The sequence below is a fragment of the Chloroflexota bacterium genome, assembly GCA_016235055.1.
Classification (GTDB): Bacteria; Chloroflexota; Anaerolineae; order JACRMK01; family JACRMK01; genus JACRMK01.
The window spans coordinates 85,712-104,086 of record JACRMK010000020.1 but is presented as its reverse complement, the minus strand read 5'-3'; the positions used below and the strand labels follow the sequence as shown (position 1 = coordinate 104,086).

Genomic DNA, 18,375 nt, shown 5'->3' with positions numbered 1-18,375 from the left:
AATCAATTTGAGAGGAACGCAACGCTGAATGACTGACATGGACACGATCGTCTCGCTGTGCAAGCGGCGAGGCTTCATCTTCCCCGGCAGTGAAATCTACGGCGGCCTCGGCGGCATGTGGGACTACGGCCCGCTCGGCGTGCTGCTGAAGAACAACGTCAAGGCCGCCTGGTGGAAGGCGATGGTGCAGGAGCGCGACGATATCGTCGGCATCGACGCGGCGGTGATGATGAACGCCAACGTCTGGCGCGCCAGCGGCCACGCCACGACGTTCAACGATATGATGATCGAGTGCGTCGAGAACCACCACCGCATGCGCGCCGACAAGGTGCAGGGCGACAAATGCCCCGAGTGCGGCTCCGCGCTCGGCGAGGCGCGCCCGTTCAACACCATGTTCCGCACCTGGGTCGGCGCGGTCGAGGACGACAACGCGCAGATCTGGCTGCGGCCGGAGACGGCGCAGGGCATCCTCGTCAACTTCCGCAACGTGCAGGAGACGATGCGTCGCAAACTGCCGTTCGGCATCGCACAGATCGGCAAGGCGTTCCGCAACGAGGTGCAGACCGGCAACTTCATCTTCCGCGACCGCGAGTTCGAACAGATGGAGATGGAGTTCTTCGTCAAGCCGGGCAGTGAGGACGAGTGGCACGAGCACTGGCGCGCCGCGCGGCTGGACTGGTGGGTGAGCACGTTCAACATCCAGCCGGAGCACATTCGCGTCAAGGAGATCCGCCGCGACTTCACGCGCATCCACGGCCCCGATCCTGACGACTTCGAAGCGGAGAAGCCGCCGCACTACTCCAAGGGCAACTACGACATCGAGTACAAGTTCCCGATGGGCTGGAGCGAGGTCGAAGGCATCGCCAGCCGCACGAACTATGACCTGACCGCGCACCAGGAGCGGAGCGGCAAGGACCTGACGTACTTCGAGGATGACACGCAGGCGAAGTATATCCCGTACGTCGTCGAGCCCGCCATGGGCGTGGAGCGCGCCGTGCTGGTTTCGCTGTTTGAAAGCTACCACGAGGAGAAGGTCAAGAACGAAAAGCGCGTCGTGCTCAAGTTCCCGTACGCGCTGGCGCCGTACAAGGCGGCGGTCCTGCCGCTGCTGCGCAACCGGCCCGAGCTGGTCGAGATGGCGCGCGGGATGTCGAAGGACCTCAAGCGCTCCTTCATGGCCGTGTACGACGATACCGGCGCGATCGGCCGCCTCTACCGGCGGCAGGATGAAATCGGCACTCCGTTCTGCATTACCGTCGATGTGCAGTCGCTCGAGGACAAGCAGGTGACGATCCGCGACCGCGACTCGATGCAACAGGTGCGCGTGCCCCTGGCAGACGTCAAAGGCTGGCTGCTGGCGAAGATGCAGTGACCGGCATCATACACCATCGATCTCATTTGCAAGAGGATACGCACATGGCAACCAAGACACAGTCGAAAACGGCGCTCGCTTCACGGGTGACAGGCCCGAAGTGGGTCTACCTGTTCTCGGAAGGCAACGCCAACATGCGCGACCTGCTCGGCGGCAAGGGCGCCGGTGTCGCGGAGATGACGCGCATCGGCCTGCCGGTGCCGCCCGGGTTCACGATCACGACCGAGGCGTGCCTCGACTATTTCGCCAAGGGGCAGAAGCCGCCCAAGGGCATGTGGGAACAGGTGCTGGCGGCGCTGAAGACAGTCGAGAGGAAATCCGGCCGGCTGTTCGGTTCGCCCGACAATCCGCTGCTGGTCTCCGTGCGTTCCGGCGCCAGGTTCTCCATGCCGGGCATGATGGACACCGTGTTGAACATCGGCCTGACGCGCGACACGTTGCAGGGCTTCATCCAGAAGACGAACAACCCGCGCCTCGGCTGGGATGCGTACCGCCGTCTGGTGCAGATGTTCGGGCGCATCGTGCTCGACGTGCCGGCCGAGAACTTCGAGTCGGTGCTGACCGAGTGGAAAGAGCGCAAGCACGTCAAGAGCGACACCGATCTGAACGAAGACGACCTGCAGCAGATTGTCGAGGAGTTCAAACGCATCATCCGCGCCGGGCGCGATATCGAGTTCCCGGAAGATCCGCACCAGCAGTTGCGCATGGCGGTCATGGCCGTGTTCGACTCGTGGTACGGCCGCCGCGCGGTGGACTACCGCCACTCGCAGAAGATATCGGACGCGCTCGGTACCGCCGTCAACGTGCAGATGATGGTCTTCGGCAATACGGGCAACCAGTCAGCCACGGGCGTGGCGTTCACGCGCAACCCGTCGACCGGCGAGAAGGCGGTCTTCGGCGAATACCTGCTCAACGCGCAGGGCGAGGACGTCGTCGCCGGCGTGCGCACGCCGCAGCCGATCGAGCGCATGAAGGCGCAACTGCCGAAGGCGTTCGGGCAGTTCATGGATGTCTGCGCCAAGCTGGAGAAGCACTACAAGGACCTGCAGGACGTCGAGTTCACCATCGAAGAGGGCAAGCTCTGGATGCTGCAGACGCGCTCCGGCAAGCGCACGGCGCAGGCGGCCGTCAAGGTTGCCGTGGACATGGCGAAAGAGAAGCTGATCACGCGCGAGACTGCCGTCATGCGCGTGGAACCGGTGCACGTGGACCAGTTGCTGCATGCGCGCTTCGACGACAAGACCAAAGCGCACGCGAAGACCGAAGGCCGCTTCCTTGGCAAGGGCTTGAACGCCTCGCCCGGCGCGGCGACCGGCGAAGCGGTCTTTGATGCCGATCTCGCCGCGAAGCTCGGCTCCGAAGGCCGCGCCGTGATTCTGGTGCGCCCCGAAACGAACCCCGACGACGTGCATGGCATGCTGAAGGCCAAGGGCATCCTGACCCAGCACGGCGGCGCCACCAGCCACGCGGCCGTCGTGGCGCGCGGCCTGGGCCTGCCGTGCGTGGCCGGCTGCGAAGACATCAAAGTCGACATGCCGAATAAGCGCTTCACGGCGGCCGGCAAGGTGGTGCAGGAGGGCGCGATCATCTCGATTGACGGCGCGACCGGCGAAGTCTTCGCGGGCGCGCTGGACATGACGCGGCCGGCGTTTGAGGACCAGAAGGACCTGCAAATCCTGCTGGGGTGGGCCGATGGCTTCCGCCGCCTCGGCGTGTGGGCCAATGCGGACTACCCGCGCGACGCCGTGCGTGCGCGCACGTTTGGCGCGGAGGGCATCGGCCTCTGCCGCACCGAGCACATGTTCTTCGAGGAGGAGCGCTTACCGATCGTGCGGCGCATGATCCTCGCCAAGACCGACGCGGACCGCGAGCAGGCGCTCAAGCATCTGTTGCCATTCCAGCGCAGCGACTTTGAAGGCATCTTCAAGGCGATGGACGGGCTGCCGGTCATCATCCGCCTGATCGACCCGCCGCTGCACGAGTTCCTGCCCAGCCACGACGAGTTGATGCTCGAGGTGGCGCGCCTGAAGATCGAGCTGGCGCTCGAAGGCGTCTCGACCGATGACCCGGACCGCTACGGGAAACTGAAGACGCAGTTGCTGGAGCGCGAGGAACTGCTGGAAGCGGTGAACCGCATGCGCGAGCAGAACCCGATGCTCGGGCTGCGCGGCTGCCGACTCGGCATCATCATGCCAGGTATCACCCAGATGCAGGTGCGCGCCATCTTCGAAGCCGCCATTAACGTGACCAAGAAGGGCGTCAAAGTTCACCCGGAGATCATGATCCCGCTGGTCGGATATGTTAACGAGCTGAAGTCCCAGCGCACCGCGCTGGAGGCGGTCGCCCAGCAGGTGATGAAGGAGCGCAAGTCGCGCATCCCGTACAAGTTCGGCACGATGATCGAGCTGCCGCGCGCGGCGATGACCGCGAACCAGATCGCGGAGTACGCCGAGTTCTTCTCGTTCGGTACCAACGATCTGACGCAGACCACCTGCGGCTTCTCGCGCGACGACGCCGAGGAGAAGTTCCTGCTCAAGTACGTCGAGGACAAGATTCTGCCGGTCAACCCGTTCCAGACGCTGGACCGCGAGGGCGTCGGGCAGATCATGAGCATCTGCGTGGAGAAGGGGCGCGCCGTGAATCCCAAGCTGGAAATCGGCATCTGCGGCGAGCACGGCGGCGACCCGTCGTCGATCGAGTTCTGCCACGGGCTGGGACTGAACTACGTCTCCTGCTCGCCGTTCCGCGTGCCGGTGGCGCGCCTGGCGGCGGCGCAGGCCGCGCTGGGCCAGATCAGCCGCGACCGCTAGAGCGGTTTGCGAAATAGTCAAACGTAGTGTGGCACGAGGCTGCACGCCGCATGTAGGGACAGGCCTTTGGCCTGTCCGACGGGCAGGTCAAAGACCTGCCCCTACTCGGCGAACCGTATAGCGTGCCCGATGTTTTTGCAGAATGATCTAGAGCGCGTCCACCCGTCAAATTGACGCGTGGCGCTTGCCCCCGGCCTTATGCGGGAGGCGGGCGCCACGCGAGTTGTCTCTGTTTCCGATAGACCCTTCGGGTGTTCACCACACGAAGGGTCTCGTGCCCTTATGACACCTGTCGAGCAGATCAAAGCCAAACTCGATATCGTCGAGTACATCGGTGAAAGCGTGAAGCTGCGCCGCTCGGGCAAGTCGTTCAGCGGCTTCTGCCCGTTCCACGCCAACACGAAAACGCCGTCGTTCTACGTCTTCCCGGAGACGCAGACGTGGCACTGCTTTGGCGCGTGCGGAACGGGTGGCGATATCTTCAACTTCGTGATGAAGCGGGAGAACGTCGAGTTTGCGGAGGCGCTCCGCACGCTGGCCGGGCGCGCCGGCGTCGAACTGAAGGCGCGCGTGCCGGCCGATGCCGAGGAGGACGCGCGCATCCGCCGCCTGCGCGACGTGCTGGAGTCGGCCGTCCGCTACTACCACAACCTGCTCATCAACAGCCCGGCCGCGCAGAGCGTGCGCGAATACCTATCGCGGCGCGACATCAGCGGCGAGTCGATCGTTGCATTTCAGCTGGGCTTCGCGCCGGAGTCGTGGGACGCGCTGGGCAAGTACCTGGCGGGCAAGGGCTTCCTGCCGAAGGACGTGCTCGACGCCGGATTGGCGAGCGAGCGCGAGGGCGGCGGGCAGTACGACCGCTTCCGCAACCGGCTCATGTTCCCGATCCGCGACATCAAGGGGCAGACGATCGGCTTTGGCGCGCGCGCGCTGTCCGACGAGCAGCAGCCGAAGTACCTCAACTCGCCGCAGACGCCGCTGTTCGAGAAATCGGCCGTGTTGTACGGCATCGACATGGCGAAGGACGCCATCCGCGCGGGTCATACGGCCGTCATCGTCGAGGGCTACGTCGACGCGTTGATGGCGCACCAGATGGGCCACAAGAACGTCGTCGCCGCGATGGGCACGGCGCTGACCGAGAGCCAGCTAAAAACCTTGCAGAGATTGGCGAAAAAGTTTATACTTGCACTCGACGCTGATACGGCGGGTTTCGAGGCGATGCGCCGCGGGCTAAGCGTCGCGCATGACGCGCTCGACAAAGAAGCCGTGCCGGTGCCCGTCGGTCGCAACCTGGTCGACTTCGAGAGCCACCTGCAGGCGGAGATCCGAGTGGCGGTTCTGCCGTCGGGCTACGACCCCGACGACCTGCTGCGCGAGGACCCCGCGGCGTGGCAGACGATGCTGGATACGTCGCTGCCTGTGGTAGACTATCTCATTCAGATCGTCACCGCGCCGCTTGACCTGTCGTCGGCCAAAGGCAAATCCGAGGCGGCCGGCACACTCCTGCCGCTGATCCGCTCGATGGCGGACAGCGTGCAGCGCGCGCACTACGTGCAGGAACTGTCGCGCCGGCTGCGTGTTGACGAGCGCGCACTGCTCGAGATGGCGGCGCGCACGACCGAGCCGGCCCCGCGCCCGGCGCGGGCACGGCCGGCGGCCGGACCGAGCGCGCCGGAGCCTCGGACCTTGCAGAGACTCGGGTTGGAAGATTTCTGCCTGTCGATGCTGCTGCGACATCCGGATGAACTGACCGGCGTGGAGCGGCTGGGCCTCATGGCCGACGATTTTGTGCAGAGCGAGAATCGCCAGATTTACGAATCGCTGCGGACGCTGGAGCCAGGCGAGGGGGACGGCCAGCCGGCCGGCCTGCGCCAGCGTCTGAACGAGGCCCTGCATGCGCGCTATGATGCGCTGGTCGACCTGGGTCGTCGTTTCGAACCCCTGATGGTCGAAGAATTGGAAAAATCCGTCCTGCGCTTGCGCGAGCAGGGTCTGCGCCAGCTAATCAACCGGCTGCGCTTCCTCGAAATCGAAGCGCAGGGCGCGGGCGATGCCGGCGAATTGCGGGAGTACCGCCAGCGGATCTCACTGACGACTGAGCAGTTGGACTGGACCCAGTCGGCGCTCCGGGCGCGTACAATGCTGGGCCGCGCAGAATCCGCGGCGAACGAGAAAACGGTATGAGCGAGAACGAAACGGGCGTGCTGGAGAAGTACCCGGCACTGGAACAACTGATGGCGAAGGCCGAGAAACACAAGGCCCTCACCGAAAAAGAGATCTTCGAGCTCATTCCGGAGCTGGATGGCGATCCCGAGGCATACGATCCGGTCTACGCGTATCTTGAGCAGCAGGGCATCCGGGTGCTGGCGGAGGATGAGATCGACCTCGACGAGCCGTCGCCGGAACTCATCAAAAAGCTCGAAGAGGAAGCGCCGGAAGCCGATGCCGTCGAGGTCGTCAACGAACTGCTCGCCTCGGAGCACGAGGAGATCAGCGCCGATCCGGTGCGCATGTACCTGCGCGAGATCGGCGCCGAGCCGCTGCTGACCGGCGAAGACGAGGTGATGCTGGCCAAGGCGATGCGCAAGGGCGAAGCCGCCATGCAGAAGCTGCAGGCCGGGCACCATGCGGCCAACGAGGTTGAAAAACTGCACGAGCAGGTGAACGCCGGGCAGCGCGCGCGCAAGCGCCTGTCGGAGGCGAACCTGCGCCTGGTCGTCAGCGTCGCCAAGCGCTTCGTCGGGCGCGGCATGTCGTTCCTCGATCTGATCCAGGAAGGCAACATCGGTCTGATGCGCGCGGTCGAGAAGTTCGACTACCGGCTCGGCTTCAAGTTCAGCACCTACGCGACCTGGTGGATTCGCCAGGCGATCAGCCGCGCCATCGCCGACCAGGCGCGCACGATCCGCATTCCGGTGCACATGGTCGAGACGATCAACAAGGTCTCGCGCGTCTCGCGGCGTCTGCAGCAGGAGTTGGGCCGCGAGCCGACCGACGAGGAGATCGCGCTCGAAATGGGGATGCTGGAAGAGACCGAGAAGAAGGCGGTCGAGGGTGCGTGGTTGAACGGCACGCCGATGGACCCGCTGCTCGGACGCAAGCTGAACCGCATGGCGGTCAAGGTGCGACGTATCCTCTCCGTTTCGCAGGAGCCGATGAGCCTCGAAACGCCGATCGGCACCGAGGAGAACTCGTCGCTGGGCGACTTCATCGAGGACGAGACGGTGCCCGGTCCGGTGGACGCGGCGTCGCTGCAACTGCTGCGCGAGCAGATGAAAGAGGTGCTGGACGGCCTCAGCGAGCGCGAGCGCACCGTCATTGAGCGGCGGTTCGGGCTGAAGGACGGGCAGGCGCGCACGCTGGAAGAGGTCGGGCAGGAGTTCAACGTCACCCGCGAGCGCATTCGCCAGATCGAGGCGAAGGCGCTGCGCAAGCTGCGCCACCCGCAGCGCAGCCGGCGGCTGAAGGACTATCTGACGTAGGCAGTAGCCAGATGGCGCTGGCCGCGGCCAGTGAACCCGTCAGCAGTGAACAGTTTGGCGCGATGCGGCGCAGGCACTGCAGCATAACGATGCGCTCGTAGGGGCGAAGCATCGGCGCGAGTACGCAGATTGCCCACTATCATCCGCCGATGCTTCGCCCCTACACAATCAATCCGCGCAGAGCCTGTTTCAAGCCACCCCATTGTATAGCGGGTTCCAACACATATCGCGGGTCTTTTTCGATGTGTTCAATGAACCTGCAGCACTGCCTTGCGATGGGCGGTACGATCTTCGACCAGTCCCATTCTCTATTCAAGTCCGCAAGCGGAGGATGCGAGTAAGTGAGATGCGTCAGTGCTTTGTTGATCCGGTCACGCCATTGGTTTTCGATCAACGGCGTCACGTGGTCAAATCCGAAATCCTCCGAGATCACGTCGTCGGCGTGATACGGGTAACTCGCGCGCTTCCGCTGGGAGCACTCGAAGAAATCCAACAGCGTGCGCACGTGAAGGAGAATGGCTTCGATGCGGGCGTTCCAAAGGGCGGCGTCCGGTTGTGCTTTCGGCGTGCCGATGTTGTTCCCGCGATCGATTTGGCACAACCAGGCCAACTGCTGCATTTCGTGATGAATGTGCTCGAGCACAGTACGTTTCTGCTGTTCGCTCGGCTCGAACGTATTACGCACGGTTGACCTCCGCTCGCCCGCTACCGTAGCATCTGTCGCGCGATGATCATGCGCTGGATCTGCGAGGTGCCCTCGTAGATCTGCATCACCTTCGCGTCGCGCATCAGTTTCTCGACCGGGTACTCGCGCGAGAAGCCGTAGCCCCCGAAAACCTGCACCGCGTCGGTCGTCACCTTCATGCAGGCGTCGGCGGCGAACGCCTTGGCGGCCGCCGCTTCGAGCGAGTTGCGCTCGCCCTGGTCGACCTTCCACGCCGCGTGCCACGCCAGATGCCGCGCGGCATCGACATTCATGCGCATCTCCGCCAGCATGAACTGGATCGCCTGGTGCTGGGCGATCGGTACGCCGAACGCGCGCCGCTGCTTGGCGTAACCGACGGCGTGCTCCATCGCCGCGCGCGCCACGCCGATCGCCGAGGCGGCCACGCCGGGCCGCGATTTGTCGAACGCGGCCATCGCGATGCGGAAGGCGTCGCCCTCGCGCCCGACCCGGTTGGCGGCCGGCACCACGACATTGTCCAGCACCACTTCCGCCGTGTTGGACGCGCGCTGGCCCATCATGTCTTCCTTGCGCGGCACGGACAGCCCGGCGCTGGCGCGCGGTACGATAAAGGCGCTCATACCGTCGTGCCCCTTCGCCTTGTCAGTGTACGCGAAGACAATGGTCCAGTCGCAGACGCCCCCCGCGGTGATGAATCGCTTGTTGCCTTTCAGCACATAATCGCCGCCATGCGCCGTCGCCGTCGTCTGAATGCCCGCCACGTCGGAGCCGGCGGCCGGCTCGGTCACGGCGTACGATGCCAGCGTGAGCTCGCGCGCCAGCGGCGGCAGCCAGTGGGACTTCTGCTCGTCGCTGCCGCCTGCCAGCAGGACGCCCGCGGCGAGGCTTGTGATGAAGATCGACCCCGCGATGCCGGAGCAGCCCCAGGATAGCTCCTCCTGCGCGATGACCTGATCCAGCACGCCCAGGCCGGGACCGCCGTACGTGGGCGGTATGTTCATGTTCATCAGGCCGAGCGCGAACGCCTTGCGCAGCACCGGCCACGGAAACTCCGCGTTGCGGTCGTACTCCGCGGCTACCGGGCGGATCTCCTGCTCGGCAAATTCATGCGCCAGCTTCTGCAGCGCCTTCTGCTCGTCGCTCAGCCGGAAGTCAACCATGAGGCGCTCCTCGTGAAAACATAATTGTTTACCGCGTCTGCAGATGGGTATTCATTGGCATTGCCGCATGTTTGGCCCAGACAACCACGCGATATTATATTTCTGGCACGACCCGTATTGAACTCTCAATTGGGGGCTTGCCGTACACACCGCCCCCTCATCCCCTGGCCCCTTCTCCCCCGCGTTGCGGGGGAGAAGGGGAATCATTCCTGGGGATTGGCGCGGCGGCTTCGCCGCCGCGCCAATCCCATTTGTTTTTCGCCCCTCCCTGCGAAGCGGGGAGGGGTCGGGGGTGGGGTTGATGTATTTGAGCGCGTCTGCTCGTGCCGCCATCCCACGCGGTCGAGCGGGTCAACCAATCGATCAGTGCCCATGCTGAATACGGCTGGTCAGGCACTCATGACAACTACCCGGTAAACAAGTACGTGAAAACAGTAGACCCTTCGGGTTTCCAAAACCCGAAGGGTCTGCGTTGTGGCTATGCCGCTGGGCCGGGGTGATCGGGCGCAGGCCCCTGGTCGTCGGGCGCTAGTAGCTCTTGCGGCGTCGCCGCGCCGCAATTGGGGCAGGCGAACTTCGTTTCGGCCGGGATGTACGAGCGCCCGCAGAACGGGCAGGTCACCGGCTGGGGTGGCGGCGGCTCCGTCGGCACCGGTACTTCCCTGATGACCTCGTGCGTTACCGTCTGCGCGGGGCCGCCGATGTTCATGAAGATCGGCATGCTGCCGCCGCTGTACGAACTGCCTCCGCTGGATGAACTTCCGCCGCTAACAAAGCTGCCAATGCCGTCCAGCACCGAGCCGCCACCTTTGGACGAGGAGCCACTGGACGAACTGCTGCCCTTCGACGATGAGCCGCCCTTGCTGTCACCCAGCAGCGCGAACAGCACGGCGACGATGACGACGGCCGCCACGGTGAGGAAGACGATGACTGCGGTCAGCCGGAGCGCCTTGGGCACATCGTAGAGCTCGTAGCCGTAGGAGAACAGGAACACCGAGCCGATATAGACCGGCGCGAGCAGACAGAGGAAGTTGGTCGCCTGTGTATCGGCCATGCTGCCGTCGAGCAGCCACGCATAGCAGACGTAGACGATCAGCGCGAGCGATGCCAGCGCAAACAGACCGCCGGGAATCAGCAGGTAAAGCGGCTTGCCGGGCAGGCTGTCGTCCTTGTGGTACTGCTTGACCTCCTGCGCTTTGTTGCGCACGGCGCGGTCGGCGTATTGCGACTTGTAGCGGCCCTGGGTCTGGCTCATGCGTGACGTGCCTCCGTGGTTTCGTATGCGCGGTCCAGCAGTTCGATGACGTGCATCACCTCGGCTTTGATGCCCGCGCGCTGCACGCCCAACTGTAATTGTAGCATGCAACCGGCATTGGCCGTCACGATGATCTCAGGCTGGGTGGCGCCGGCGTTGGCCATCTTCGCGTCGAGTACCTGCATGGCGATGTCGGGATGCGTGATGTTGTAGATGCCGGCGCTGCCGCAGCAACGGTCGGAGTCGCGCATCTCGATGATCTGCAGCCCCGGGATCGCGCCGAGCAACTGGCGCGGCTGGCTGCGCACGTTCTGACCGTGCGCGAGGTGGCACGGGTCCTGGTAGGTGATGCGTTTGCGGATGGCGCGCGTGGGCGGCTCGATGCCTCGCGCGGCCAGGAACTCGCTGACGTCCTGCACCTGGCGGGCGAACTGCGCGGCCGGCTCGCGCCACGCCGGGTCGTCTTTCAGCAGTTCGCCGTACTCTTTCATGGATACGCCGCACCCGGCCGCGTTGACGATGATGGCGTCGAATGGCGGGTTGGCTGCGAACGCCGCGATGTTGCGCCGCGCCATCGCCTTGGCGGTCGACCGCTCGCCGGCGTGCGCCGCCAGCGCGCCGCAGCAGATCTGCTCGCGCGGCACCACGACTTCAAAGCCGTTGCGGTTCAGCACGCGGATGGTCGCCGTATTGACCGGCGCATAGACGGTGCCCATTACGCAGCCCGACAACATGGCGACGCGCCCGCGCTGCCGGCCGGACGCCGGGTAGATACGACCGAGCGGCGTGAAGCGGCTCGGCAGGCGCGGCAGCAGCCGCTCCGAATCGCGCAGTTTGGCCGGCACCAGCTTCAGCCGGTGAGCCAGGGATTGAATGCCGCTCTGCTGGTAAAGCCGGATCAGCGACGCGGCGAACCGCAGCTTGAAATTGCTAGCGAACAACTGCTTGAAGACAAGCCAGCGCACGAAACGCTCAAGGCGCGACTGCGGCATATGCTGGGTGACCTGCCAACGCGCGGACTCGACCAACTGGCCGAACTGGACCGTGGCCGGGCAGGCGGTCTGGCAGGCAAGGCAGGCGAGGCAGGCATCCATGTGCTGCGCGAAGTGCGCGTCCACCTCGTAACGCCCCTCGGCCACGCCGCGCATCAGGTACACGCGCCCACGCGGCGAATCCATCTCCCAGCCGAGCACGCGGTACGTCGGGCACGCGTTCAGGCACATGCCGCAGTGCGTGCAGCGCAGCATCTCCGTCGCGCTCGGCGGATCATCGGGCGTGAAGCCGGTCAAAGACAGTTCAGCCTGGTTGCTCACATCTCACCGTTATCAGTGAACAGTGAACAGTCAACCGTGAGCCAACTGTTCACTGTTCACTGTTCACTGCTTTGTGTTCACTGAATTAGCCGTTTGATTTCTGCGACCGCCGCGGTCAGCCGCTCGCTCTCCTGCCGCGTCTGCGTGATGCGCGCCTGCAACTGGCTGATCTGTGCCTGCAATGCACTGATCTGGCGCTGCAGTTCGTCGCGGGTCGGGCCCGTCGTGCCGACCTGGATCGTCTGCATGCCCTGGCGGCTGACGAGCCACGCGATATGCTCGCGCACTAGCCCCGCATAGTACGTGCGCGACTGCGGCGTGCGCAGGCGGATGCCGCCTGTGACTGTCACGGTTTCGCCGGGCTGCAGCGTTCGCCCGAGGCCCCACCGATACGGGTGATCGAGGCCGTCGTGGCCGTCGAAGTCCACGGCGACGCGCACCGCGCCCGGTTGTTCGGTGAACCCGCGCGACTCGAACGAGTCGCCCTCCTCGTACACGAAGCCGGGCGGCGGGTCCTGCGTCAGCAGCGGATCGTCGCTGTCGTTCTTGACCGTGATGCTCACGTTCAGCACCTGCCCGGCTGTCATGGTGGCCGGGGCAAGCTCCACGCCGGTCAGGCTGGGCGGCAGGGGCAGGCGCGGCGGCAGTCCGCCGATGCGCCGCGTTTCGCCGGCGAAGGCCGACCAGGCCGGGCGGCGCGCGCCGTCGGGCGAGACCAGCCCGTAGTCACGGCCCGGCTCGTGCGGCGTCGCCGGAAAGCGGTATGTGAACCAGAAGACGTGCGACGCCACGTCGCTGCCCACATCGTACACGGCGGTCAGCGCTTGCCGGACGTATTCCGCCGCGGCCGACTCGCCGCCGATCTGGTCGAGCGAGACGCCGATCTCCGTGATCCAGATCGGCACGCCCGCCACCGCGCGCACCTCGCGCAGCGCGGCTTCCAGGTCCTGGCCGTACACCGGCCCGCCCCAGTCCGGCGACGGAAAGCCCTTCGCCGAGCGCAGATAGCCGTGCCAGCCGACGCCGTCCAGCGCGATGCCGGCCGCTGCAAGCATGTCGCGCAGGTAGATGGTCAGCGGGCTAATCAAGCCGCCGGAGATGACGGCGAGCGACGGGTTGACGGCCTTCACGCGCTGGACCGTCTCGCGCAATAGTGCGCCGTACTCCTGCGCGCCGAAGCGATGAAAATCGGTGCCGGGATCCCAGTTGTCCGGCTCGTTCAGCACTTCGATGGCCGCGATCCGGCTGCCATAGAAGCGCGCGACCCGCTCGGCGATGCCGGCGACCCGCTGGATCGTCCCATTCCAGTCGGCGCGCATCTCGCCGGGCGAGATCGAGAACGTCTCGTGGTTGATGAGCGCCAGCACCTGCACGCCGGTTCCATCGAGCCGCGCCAGCAGGCGATCGAGCTCGCCGTTCTGTCCGCTGTCGAAGTTCTGGACGTGATCGTTGGCGCCGATGCGGTTGCTGAGCAGGAAACGCACCCAGCGCGTGCCGAGTGCCTGCAACTCGCCGGCGCTCGGTGCATTCTGGTCGGCGTAACCAGGATTGATCGCCAGGCCAATGGCCAGTGGATTAGGCATGTGTCACTCCGTTGTGACAAGACAGTGAACAGTGGGCAGTGAACAGTAAACAGTGAACAGTGGGCACTGGCGTGTTCGGTCTCCACTGTTGACTGTTCACGGTTCACTTTGTTACAGTCCGCCGGCAAAGATGCCCGGATTTAACAAGTTCAATGGGTCGAACTGCGCCTTGAGATGCTGCATGACCGCGAAGTCGGCGCGCGTCGGGCCCCAAACGTCGAGCGTTCCGCGCAGGGCATCGGGCAGGCGCTGCACGACCAGGTAGCCTTGCCGCGCGGTGCGCCAGTCGCGCGCGGTGGCGATCGTCTGCACGACTGCCGCCGGGTCGCCGCGCAGCGCGGCCCAGACCGCTTGCCCGGCGCGCACGAAGACCGCGCAGTCCACGCCCGACTGGCTCGCCAGCGTCTGCAGTCTGCCTGCCGCCTCGGCGGCTTGTGTCGGCAGCACGCGCATTTCGATGATGGCCGCATCCGGGTTCGCCAGCGTGGCGGGCAGGTTGCGGATGCGCGTCCAGAGCGGCTCTTCGTCTGCGCCTTCGAATGTGGCCGCGATGGTCAGCTCTTTTTCTACGCAGAGCGCCGCGAAATCTTTCGCTTGTCGTTCAAGTGTGGCGGGCAGGCTCGCAAACTGCACGACGACGGCCCACGGCGCGCTGCCGGCCTCAAGCAGCACGGCCCGCGCCGACGCCGCATCGACGATCTCGACGGCGCTGGGCGGCGGCGTGCCGCGCATGAGCACGGTCAGGGCCGCCGTCGCAGCGGCCGGCGTTTCGCATGTCGCGATCAGCGTGCGGCTGGCCGGCGGCAGCGGCGAGAGCTTGAACGTCGCCTCGGCGATGACGCCCAGCGTGCCGAGCGAGCCGATGAACAGCTTCGGCATATCGTAGCCGGCGACGTTCTTCACCACCCGCCCGCCGCCCTTGATGATGGTGCCGTCGGCCAGCACCACGCGCGTGCCGAGCAGCCAGTCGCGGGCGGTGCCGTAGCGGAAGCGCAGCGGCCCGTGCGCGTTGGCGGCCAGCACGCCGCCGATCGTCGCGCGCTCCGCCAGCGGCGGGTCGAGCGGCAGGAACTGGCGCTGCGCGCGCAGGTGGGACTGCAGGGCGGCCAGCGTCATGCCGGCCTCGACGGTGATCGTGAGGTTGGCCGGCTCGTACTCGACGACGCGGTTCAACTGCGTCAGGTCGAGCGCGATGTCCACATCGGCGGGCGGCAGAAAGCGGTCCTGCGACGTGTTGCCGCCGCGCGGCGACAGGCGCAGGCCGTCCGCGCTGGCGCGCGCCAGCGTGCGCTGGACGTTGTCGATGATCTGCGGCGTAATGAGGTTCATGGTGGTGTGCTATGCGCTGTCGTTGCGCCAGTTTGGGTCGGAGCGGAACGCCGCGGCCAGCCGCCGCTTCGCGTCCGGCTCCAGCCACGCCGTCTCGATGCCGTTCAGAATGACCTGCCGCACCTCGTCGCGCGAAAAACCCAGGTGCTGCTCCAGCGCGCGGTACTCGTCGGCCAGCGAATTGCCGAACATCTTTGGGTCGTCGGTGTTCACGCTGAACGGGATGCCGCGCTCGAAGAAGAGCCGCGCCGGGTGTTTGTCCACGGACGGGATGACGCCGGTGCGCACGTTCGAGAGCGGGTTGCACTCGATCGGGACGCGGTGCTCCGCCAGATAGTCGATCAGGGCCGGGTCTTCGACAGCGCGCGTGCCGTGGCCGATCCGGTCGGGGTTCAGCGCGCGCAGCGCCCCCCAGATACTGGCGGCGCCGGCCGCCTCGCCGGCGTGCGCGCTGGTGTGGAAGCCGATACGCCGCGCTTCGGCGTAGACCGGGGCGAACGGCTCCGGCGGGAACGCCTGCTCAGAGCCGCCGATGCCGATGCCGATCACGCCCGCGCCCTTGAGCTCGGCGAGTTCCATGAGCAGGCGCAGCCCGTGCAGCGGGCCGAAGTCGCGCACCAGGTCGGGCACCAGTTGAACGGTGATGCCATGCACGCGGTCCAGCCCGGTACGAATCGCCTCGATTAGCGGCTGCGCGCGCAGGCCGTGGCGCGTGAAGTCGGGCGGCGAGCAGAACGCCTCGACGTAGCGCACGTTCTGAGCGGCCAGGTCGCGCGCGATCGCTTCCGCGATGAACGTGAAGTCGTCGTACTCGCGCAGGAAGCGCGTCTGCCAAACCCAGGTCTGGATGAAGTGTGGGAAGTCGCGGTAGACGAACTTGGTTTGCAGCGCGGCCACATCCGGCACATCGGGGTCGCCGCCGTACTTCTGCACCAGCGTCCAGAGCGCGTCGAGCGGGATCGCGCCTTCGAGGTGCAGGTGCAGTTCAACTTTCGGCACGCGGTCATGCCATGTTGCGTTGGGATGCGTCATGCGTTATCTGGGTGATGAAGATCTAATACAAAGTCACAAAGGCGCCAAGAACCTCTATACCGTAGCATAAGGTCCACGAGGTTTTTTCTTTGTGTCTCCGTGTCTCTGTGTTGAGCTTTTCTTTCGGTCGTGTCTACCTTGATCGGTAACGGCTCTAGGGAATCGGCATCCCGCCCCATGCGTCCGACAGTTCCTTGATCGGCCTGCGGATGATCTCGCGCCGGCGGTGCCACGTCTCAATGCACATCTTGGTGGCCGGGAACATCTTACATGGATTGAGCAGGTTGTCGGGATTGAACGCCGCCTTCAGCCGCGTCATCGCGCCGAGGTCGTCGGCGCTGTACAGCTTCGCCATCAGGTCGCGCTTCTCCAGGCCGACGCCGTGCTCGCCGGTAATCGAGCCGCCGGCGTCGATGCACGCCTGCAGGATTTCATTGCCCGCTTCGATGACCTTGATGGTCAGCGCCTCATCGCGCTCGTCGAACAGAATCAGCGGATGCAGGTTGCCATCCCCCGCGTGGAAGACGTTGGCGATGCGCAGTTCGTTCTTGCGCCCGATCTCGCCGATCTGCCGCAAGACCTGCGGCAGCTTGCTGCGCGGGATGACGCCGTCCTGCACATAATAGGATGGGGCCAGGCGGCCCATCGCCCCGAACGCGCCCTTGCGGCCAGACCACAATTTCTCGCGTTCGGCGGCGCCCTGCGGCGCGCGAATATCGGTCGCGCCATTGGCTTCGCAGATCGCGCCGATGCGCTCGCTCAACTCGTCCAGCCCTTCGTTCAAGCCTTCCACGTCGATCAGCAGGACGGCCGCTGCATCGGTCGGGTAGCCGCAGCGCTTGGCCGCCTCGACCGCGACAATCGCCGTGTTGTCCATCATCTCGATCGCGGCGGGAATGGTGCCGTCGGCGATAATCGCGCTGACCGCCTCGCTGGCCTGTTCGACCGTGCCGAAGACGACGAGCAGGGTGCGCACGGCTTCCGCCAGCGGCATCAGCCGGATCACACATTTTGTGACGATGCCGAGCGTGCCTTCGCTGCCGACCAGCACGCCGGTCAGATCGTAGCCGGGCGCGTTGGTGTCGGTCTCGATGACGGCGCCGTCGGGCAGCACGACCTCCAGTCCGATGACGTGATTGGTCGTCATGCCGTAAGCCAGGCAGTGCGGGCCGCCGGAGTTCTCGGCCACGTTGCCGCCGATGGTGCAGGCGCGCTGCGAAGAGGGATCGGGCACGTAGTACAGCCCGTATCCGGCGACGGCCGCCGAGATGTCGGCGTTGACGACGCCGGGCTGCACCGTCGCGCGCATATTCACCGGGTCCACCGCGAGGATGTGGTTCATGCGCGACATGGCAAGCGTGATGCCGCCCTGATCGGCGACGGCGCCGCCGCTCAACCCCGTGCCGGCGCCGCGCGGGAAGAACGGGATGCGCTCGCGCGTGGCAATCTGCGCGATGGCGACGACGTCTTCGGTGGTGCGCGGGAACACGACGAAGTCCGGGCGCCCCTTGTCGATCGAGGCGTCGTACTCGTACAGGGCGAGGTCGGCGGGTTCGTGCAGCACGCCGTCCGGCCCGAGGACGGCGCGCAGCGCAGCGAGAATAGCCTGATGTTCCATAGCGGAATTATAGCATAGCGCGCGGCCGGGTGCAGTGCGCAGGTTGCGCCATTTGACAGGCGCGCACGCTTTTGCTACATTACAGCCGAAGGACGAGGTAAGTACCAGTCGGTTGGCACGATGCAGTCGCCCGCGGCGCCCATGTGCCAAGGGCGATTTTTCGTCGCCGTTGATCGCGCAGGTACCCGCTTCGGTTCCTCGCACATTTTCTCGAAAGGAGTCGGACGCATGGAAGGTCAGCGTGTAACGGGTACCGTGAAGTGGTTCAACGCCGCGAAGGGGTACGGTTTTCTGTCGCAGGAGGGTGGCGAGGATGTGTTTGTGCACTTCTCGGCCATCAGCATGGAAGGCTACAAAGCCCTGCGTGAAGGCCAGGCCGTGGAGTTCACGGTCGAGCGCGGCGCCAAAGGCCTCTCGGCCACCAACGTCGTGCCGCTCAACCCGTAATTCGCCTTGGCAGGCGCCGCTCACGCCTGCCGGTTATTCTTGCTGTCGAGCACTCAGGCCATCTCTTGCCGTCCGGCGGGAGATGGCCCTTTGCGTGGCGGGCCGATTGACGCCCAATTAGCGGGTAGGTTATAATGTCAGCGTTGCCGGTAACGGAACGCTCCGGTTCCCCGCACCCGTTCAATTCACCATCAGGAGGAGACTAGCGTGCCTGCTAAAGCCAAAGCCAAGACCAAGGTCGCGGCCAAGTCCAAAGCTGTACGCGGTAAACCAGCCGCCAGGAAAG

13 protein-coding genes are annotated in these 18,375 nt (G+C 65.3%); 5 read left to right on the top strand and 8 right to left on the bottom strand.

Annotation, left to right across the window (positions count from 1 at the left end; translation table 11 throughout):
• Positions 1 to 28: 28 nt before the first annotated feature.
• From HZB53_05595 to rpoD, 4 genes are all read left to right on the top strand, one after another.
• Positions 29 to 1,372: a glycine--tRNA ligase gene (locus HZB53_05595; protein ID MBI5877107.1), complete on the top strand. Its 1,344-nt coding sequence runs from the start codon at positions 29 to 31 to the stop codon at positions 1,370 to 1,372.
• Between the two features lie 44 nt (positions 1,373 to 1,416).
• On the top strand, positions 1,417 to 4,182 hold the full coding sequence (locus tag HZB53_05590; protein ID MBI5877106.1) for a pyruvate, phosphate dikinase: 2,766 nt from the start codon (positions 1,417 to 1,419) through the stop codon (positions 4,180 to 4,182).
• Positions 4,183 to 4,464: 282 nt separating this feature from the next.
• Positions 4,465 to 6,369, top strand: a complete 1,905-nt coding sequence (locus tag HZB53_05585; GenBank protein ID MBI5877105.1) for a DNA primase — start codon at positions 4,465 to 4,467, stop codon at positions 6,367 to 6,369.
• Positions 6,366 to 7,667, top strand: a complete 1,302-nt coding sequence (gene rpoD, locus HZB53_05580) for an RNA polymerase sigma factor RpoD (protein ID MBI5877104.1) — start codon at positions 6,366 to 6,368, stop codon at positions 7,665 to 7,667. The genes HZB53_05585 and rpoD overlap by 4 nt, the downstream gene beginning before the upstream one ends.
• 160 nt (positions 7,668 to 7,827) lie before the next feature.
• Here the strand turns inward: rpoD and HZB53_05575 are convergent, their stop codons facing one another.
• The 8 genes from HZB53_05575 to HZB53_05540 form a co-directional block, all read right to left on the bottom strand.
• The gene (locus HZB53_05575; GenBank protein ID MBI5877103.1) at positions 7,828 to 8,352 is read right to left on the bottom strand and encodes a hypothetical protein; all 525 of its coding nucleotides are present in this window, start codon (positions 8,350 to 8,352) and stop codon (positions 7,828 to 7,830) included.
• Between the two features lie 20 nt (positions 8,353 to 8,372).
• Positions 8,373 to 9,512 (bottom strand): acyl-CoA dehydrogenase family protein, encoded by a 1,140-nt coding sequence (locus HZB53_05570; GenBank protein MBI5877102.1) that lies wholly within the window; start codon positions 9,510 to 9,512, stop codon positions 8,373 to 8,375.
• A 478-nt stretch (positions 9,513 to 9,990) separates the two neighbouring features.
• The gene (locus tag HZB53_05565) at positions 9,991 to 10,767 is read right to left on the bottom strand and encodes a hypothetical protein (GenBank protein ID MBI5877101.1); all 777 of its coding nucleotides are present in this window, start codon (positions 10,765 to 10,767) and stop codon (positions 9,991 to 9,993) included.
• On the bottom strand, positions 10,764 to 12,014 hold the full coding sequence (locus HZB53_05560; protein ID MBI5877100.1) for a 4Fe-4S dicluster domain-containing protein: 1,251 nt from the start codon (positions 12,012 to 12,014) through the stop codon (positions 10,764 to 10,766). Before HZB53_05560 ends, HZB53_05565 begins: the two co-directional genes overlap by 4 nt.
• Before the next feature lie 143 nt (positions 12,015 to 12,157).
• A complete protein-coding gene (locus HZB53_05555; GenBank protein MBI5877099.1) occupies positions 12,158 to 13,663 on the bottom strand; it encodes a hypothetical protein in 1,506 nt (501 codons plus the stop codon).
• A 111-nt stretch (positions 13,664 to 13,774) separates the two neighbouring features.
• Entirely contained in the window at positions 13,775 to 14,992 is a 1,218-nt protein-coding gene (locus tag HZB53_05550) for an FAD-binding oxidoreductase (GenBank protein MBI5877098.1), read from the bottom strand.
• 9 nt (positions 14,993 to 15,001) lie between these two features.
• A complete protein-coding gene (add, locus tag HZB53_05545; protein ID MBI5877097.1) occupies positions 15,002 to 16,024 on the bottom strand; it encodes an adenosine deaminase in 1,023 nt (340 codons plus the stop codon).
• Positions 16,025 to 16,178: 154 nt separating this feature from the next.
• Positions 16,179 to 17,642 (bottom strand): FAD-binding protein, encoded by a 1,464-nt coding sequence (locus HZB53_05540; GenBank protein MBI5877096.1) that lies wholly within the window; start codon positions 17,640 to 17,642, stop codon positions 16,179 to 16,181.
• A gap of 228 nt (positions 17,643 to 17,870) precedes the next feature.
• Between HZB53_05540 and HZB53_05535 the strand changes: the two genes are divergently transcribed.
• Positions 17,871 to 18,089 (top strand): cold-shock protein, encoded by a 219-nt coding sequence (locus HZB53_05535; GenBank protein MBI5877095.1) that lies wholly within the window; start codon positions 17,871 to 17,873, stop codon positions 18,087 to 18,089.
• Positions 18,090 to 18,375 lie beyond the last annotated feature (286 nt).

Coding starts and splice junctions, on each gene's coding strand:
- HZB53_05535 (MBI5877095.1), top strand. CDS start 17,871: ATGGAAGGTCAGCGTGTAACGGGTACCGTGAAGTGGTTCAACGCCGCG.
- HZB53_05540 (MBI5877096.1), bottom strand. CDS start 17,642: ATGGAACATCAGGCTATTCTCGCTGCGCTGCGCGCCGTCCTCGGGCCG.
- HZB53_05570 (MBI5877102.1), bottom strand. CDS start 9,512: ATGGTTGACTTCCGGCTGAGCGACGAGCAGAAGGCGCTGCAGAAGCTG.
- add (MBI5877097.1), bottom strand. CDS start 16,024: ATGACGCATCCCAACGCAACATGGCATGACCGCGTGCCGAAAGTTGAA.
- rpoD (MBI5877104.1), top strand. CDS start 6,366: ATGAGCGAGAACGAAACGGGCGTGCTGGAGAAGTACCCGGCACTGGAA.
- HZB53_05560 (MBI5877100.1), bottom strand. CDS start 12,014: ATGCTGCGCTGCACGCACTGCGGCATGTGCCTGAACGCGTGCCCGACG.
- HZB53_05590 (MBI5877106.1), top strand. CDS start 1,417: ATGGCAACCAAGACACAGTCGAAAACGGCGCTCGCTTCACGGGTGACA.
- HZB53_05550 (MBI5877098.1), bottom strand. CDS start 14,992: ATGAACCTCATTACGCCGCAGATCATCGACAACGTCCAGCGCACGCTG.
- HZB53_05595 (MBI5877107.1), top strand. CDS start 29: ATGACTGACATGGACACGATCGTCTCGCTGTGCAAGCGGCGAGGCTTC.
- HZB53_05565 (MBI5877101.1), bottom strand. CDS start 10,767: ATGAGCCAGACCCAGGGCCGCTACAAGTCGCAATACGCCGACCGCGCC.
- HZB53_05585 (MBI5877105.1), top strand. CDS start 4,465: ATGACACCTGTCGAGCAGATCAAAGCCAAACTCGATATCGTCGAGTAC.
- HZB53_05555 (MBI5877099.1), bottom strand. CDS start 13,663: ATGCCTAATCCACTGGCCATTGGCCTGGCGATCAATCCTGGTTACGCC.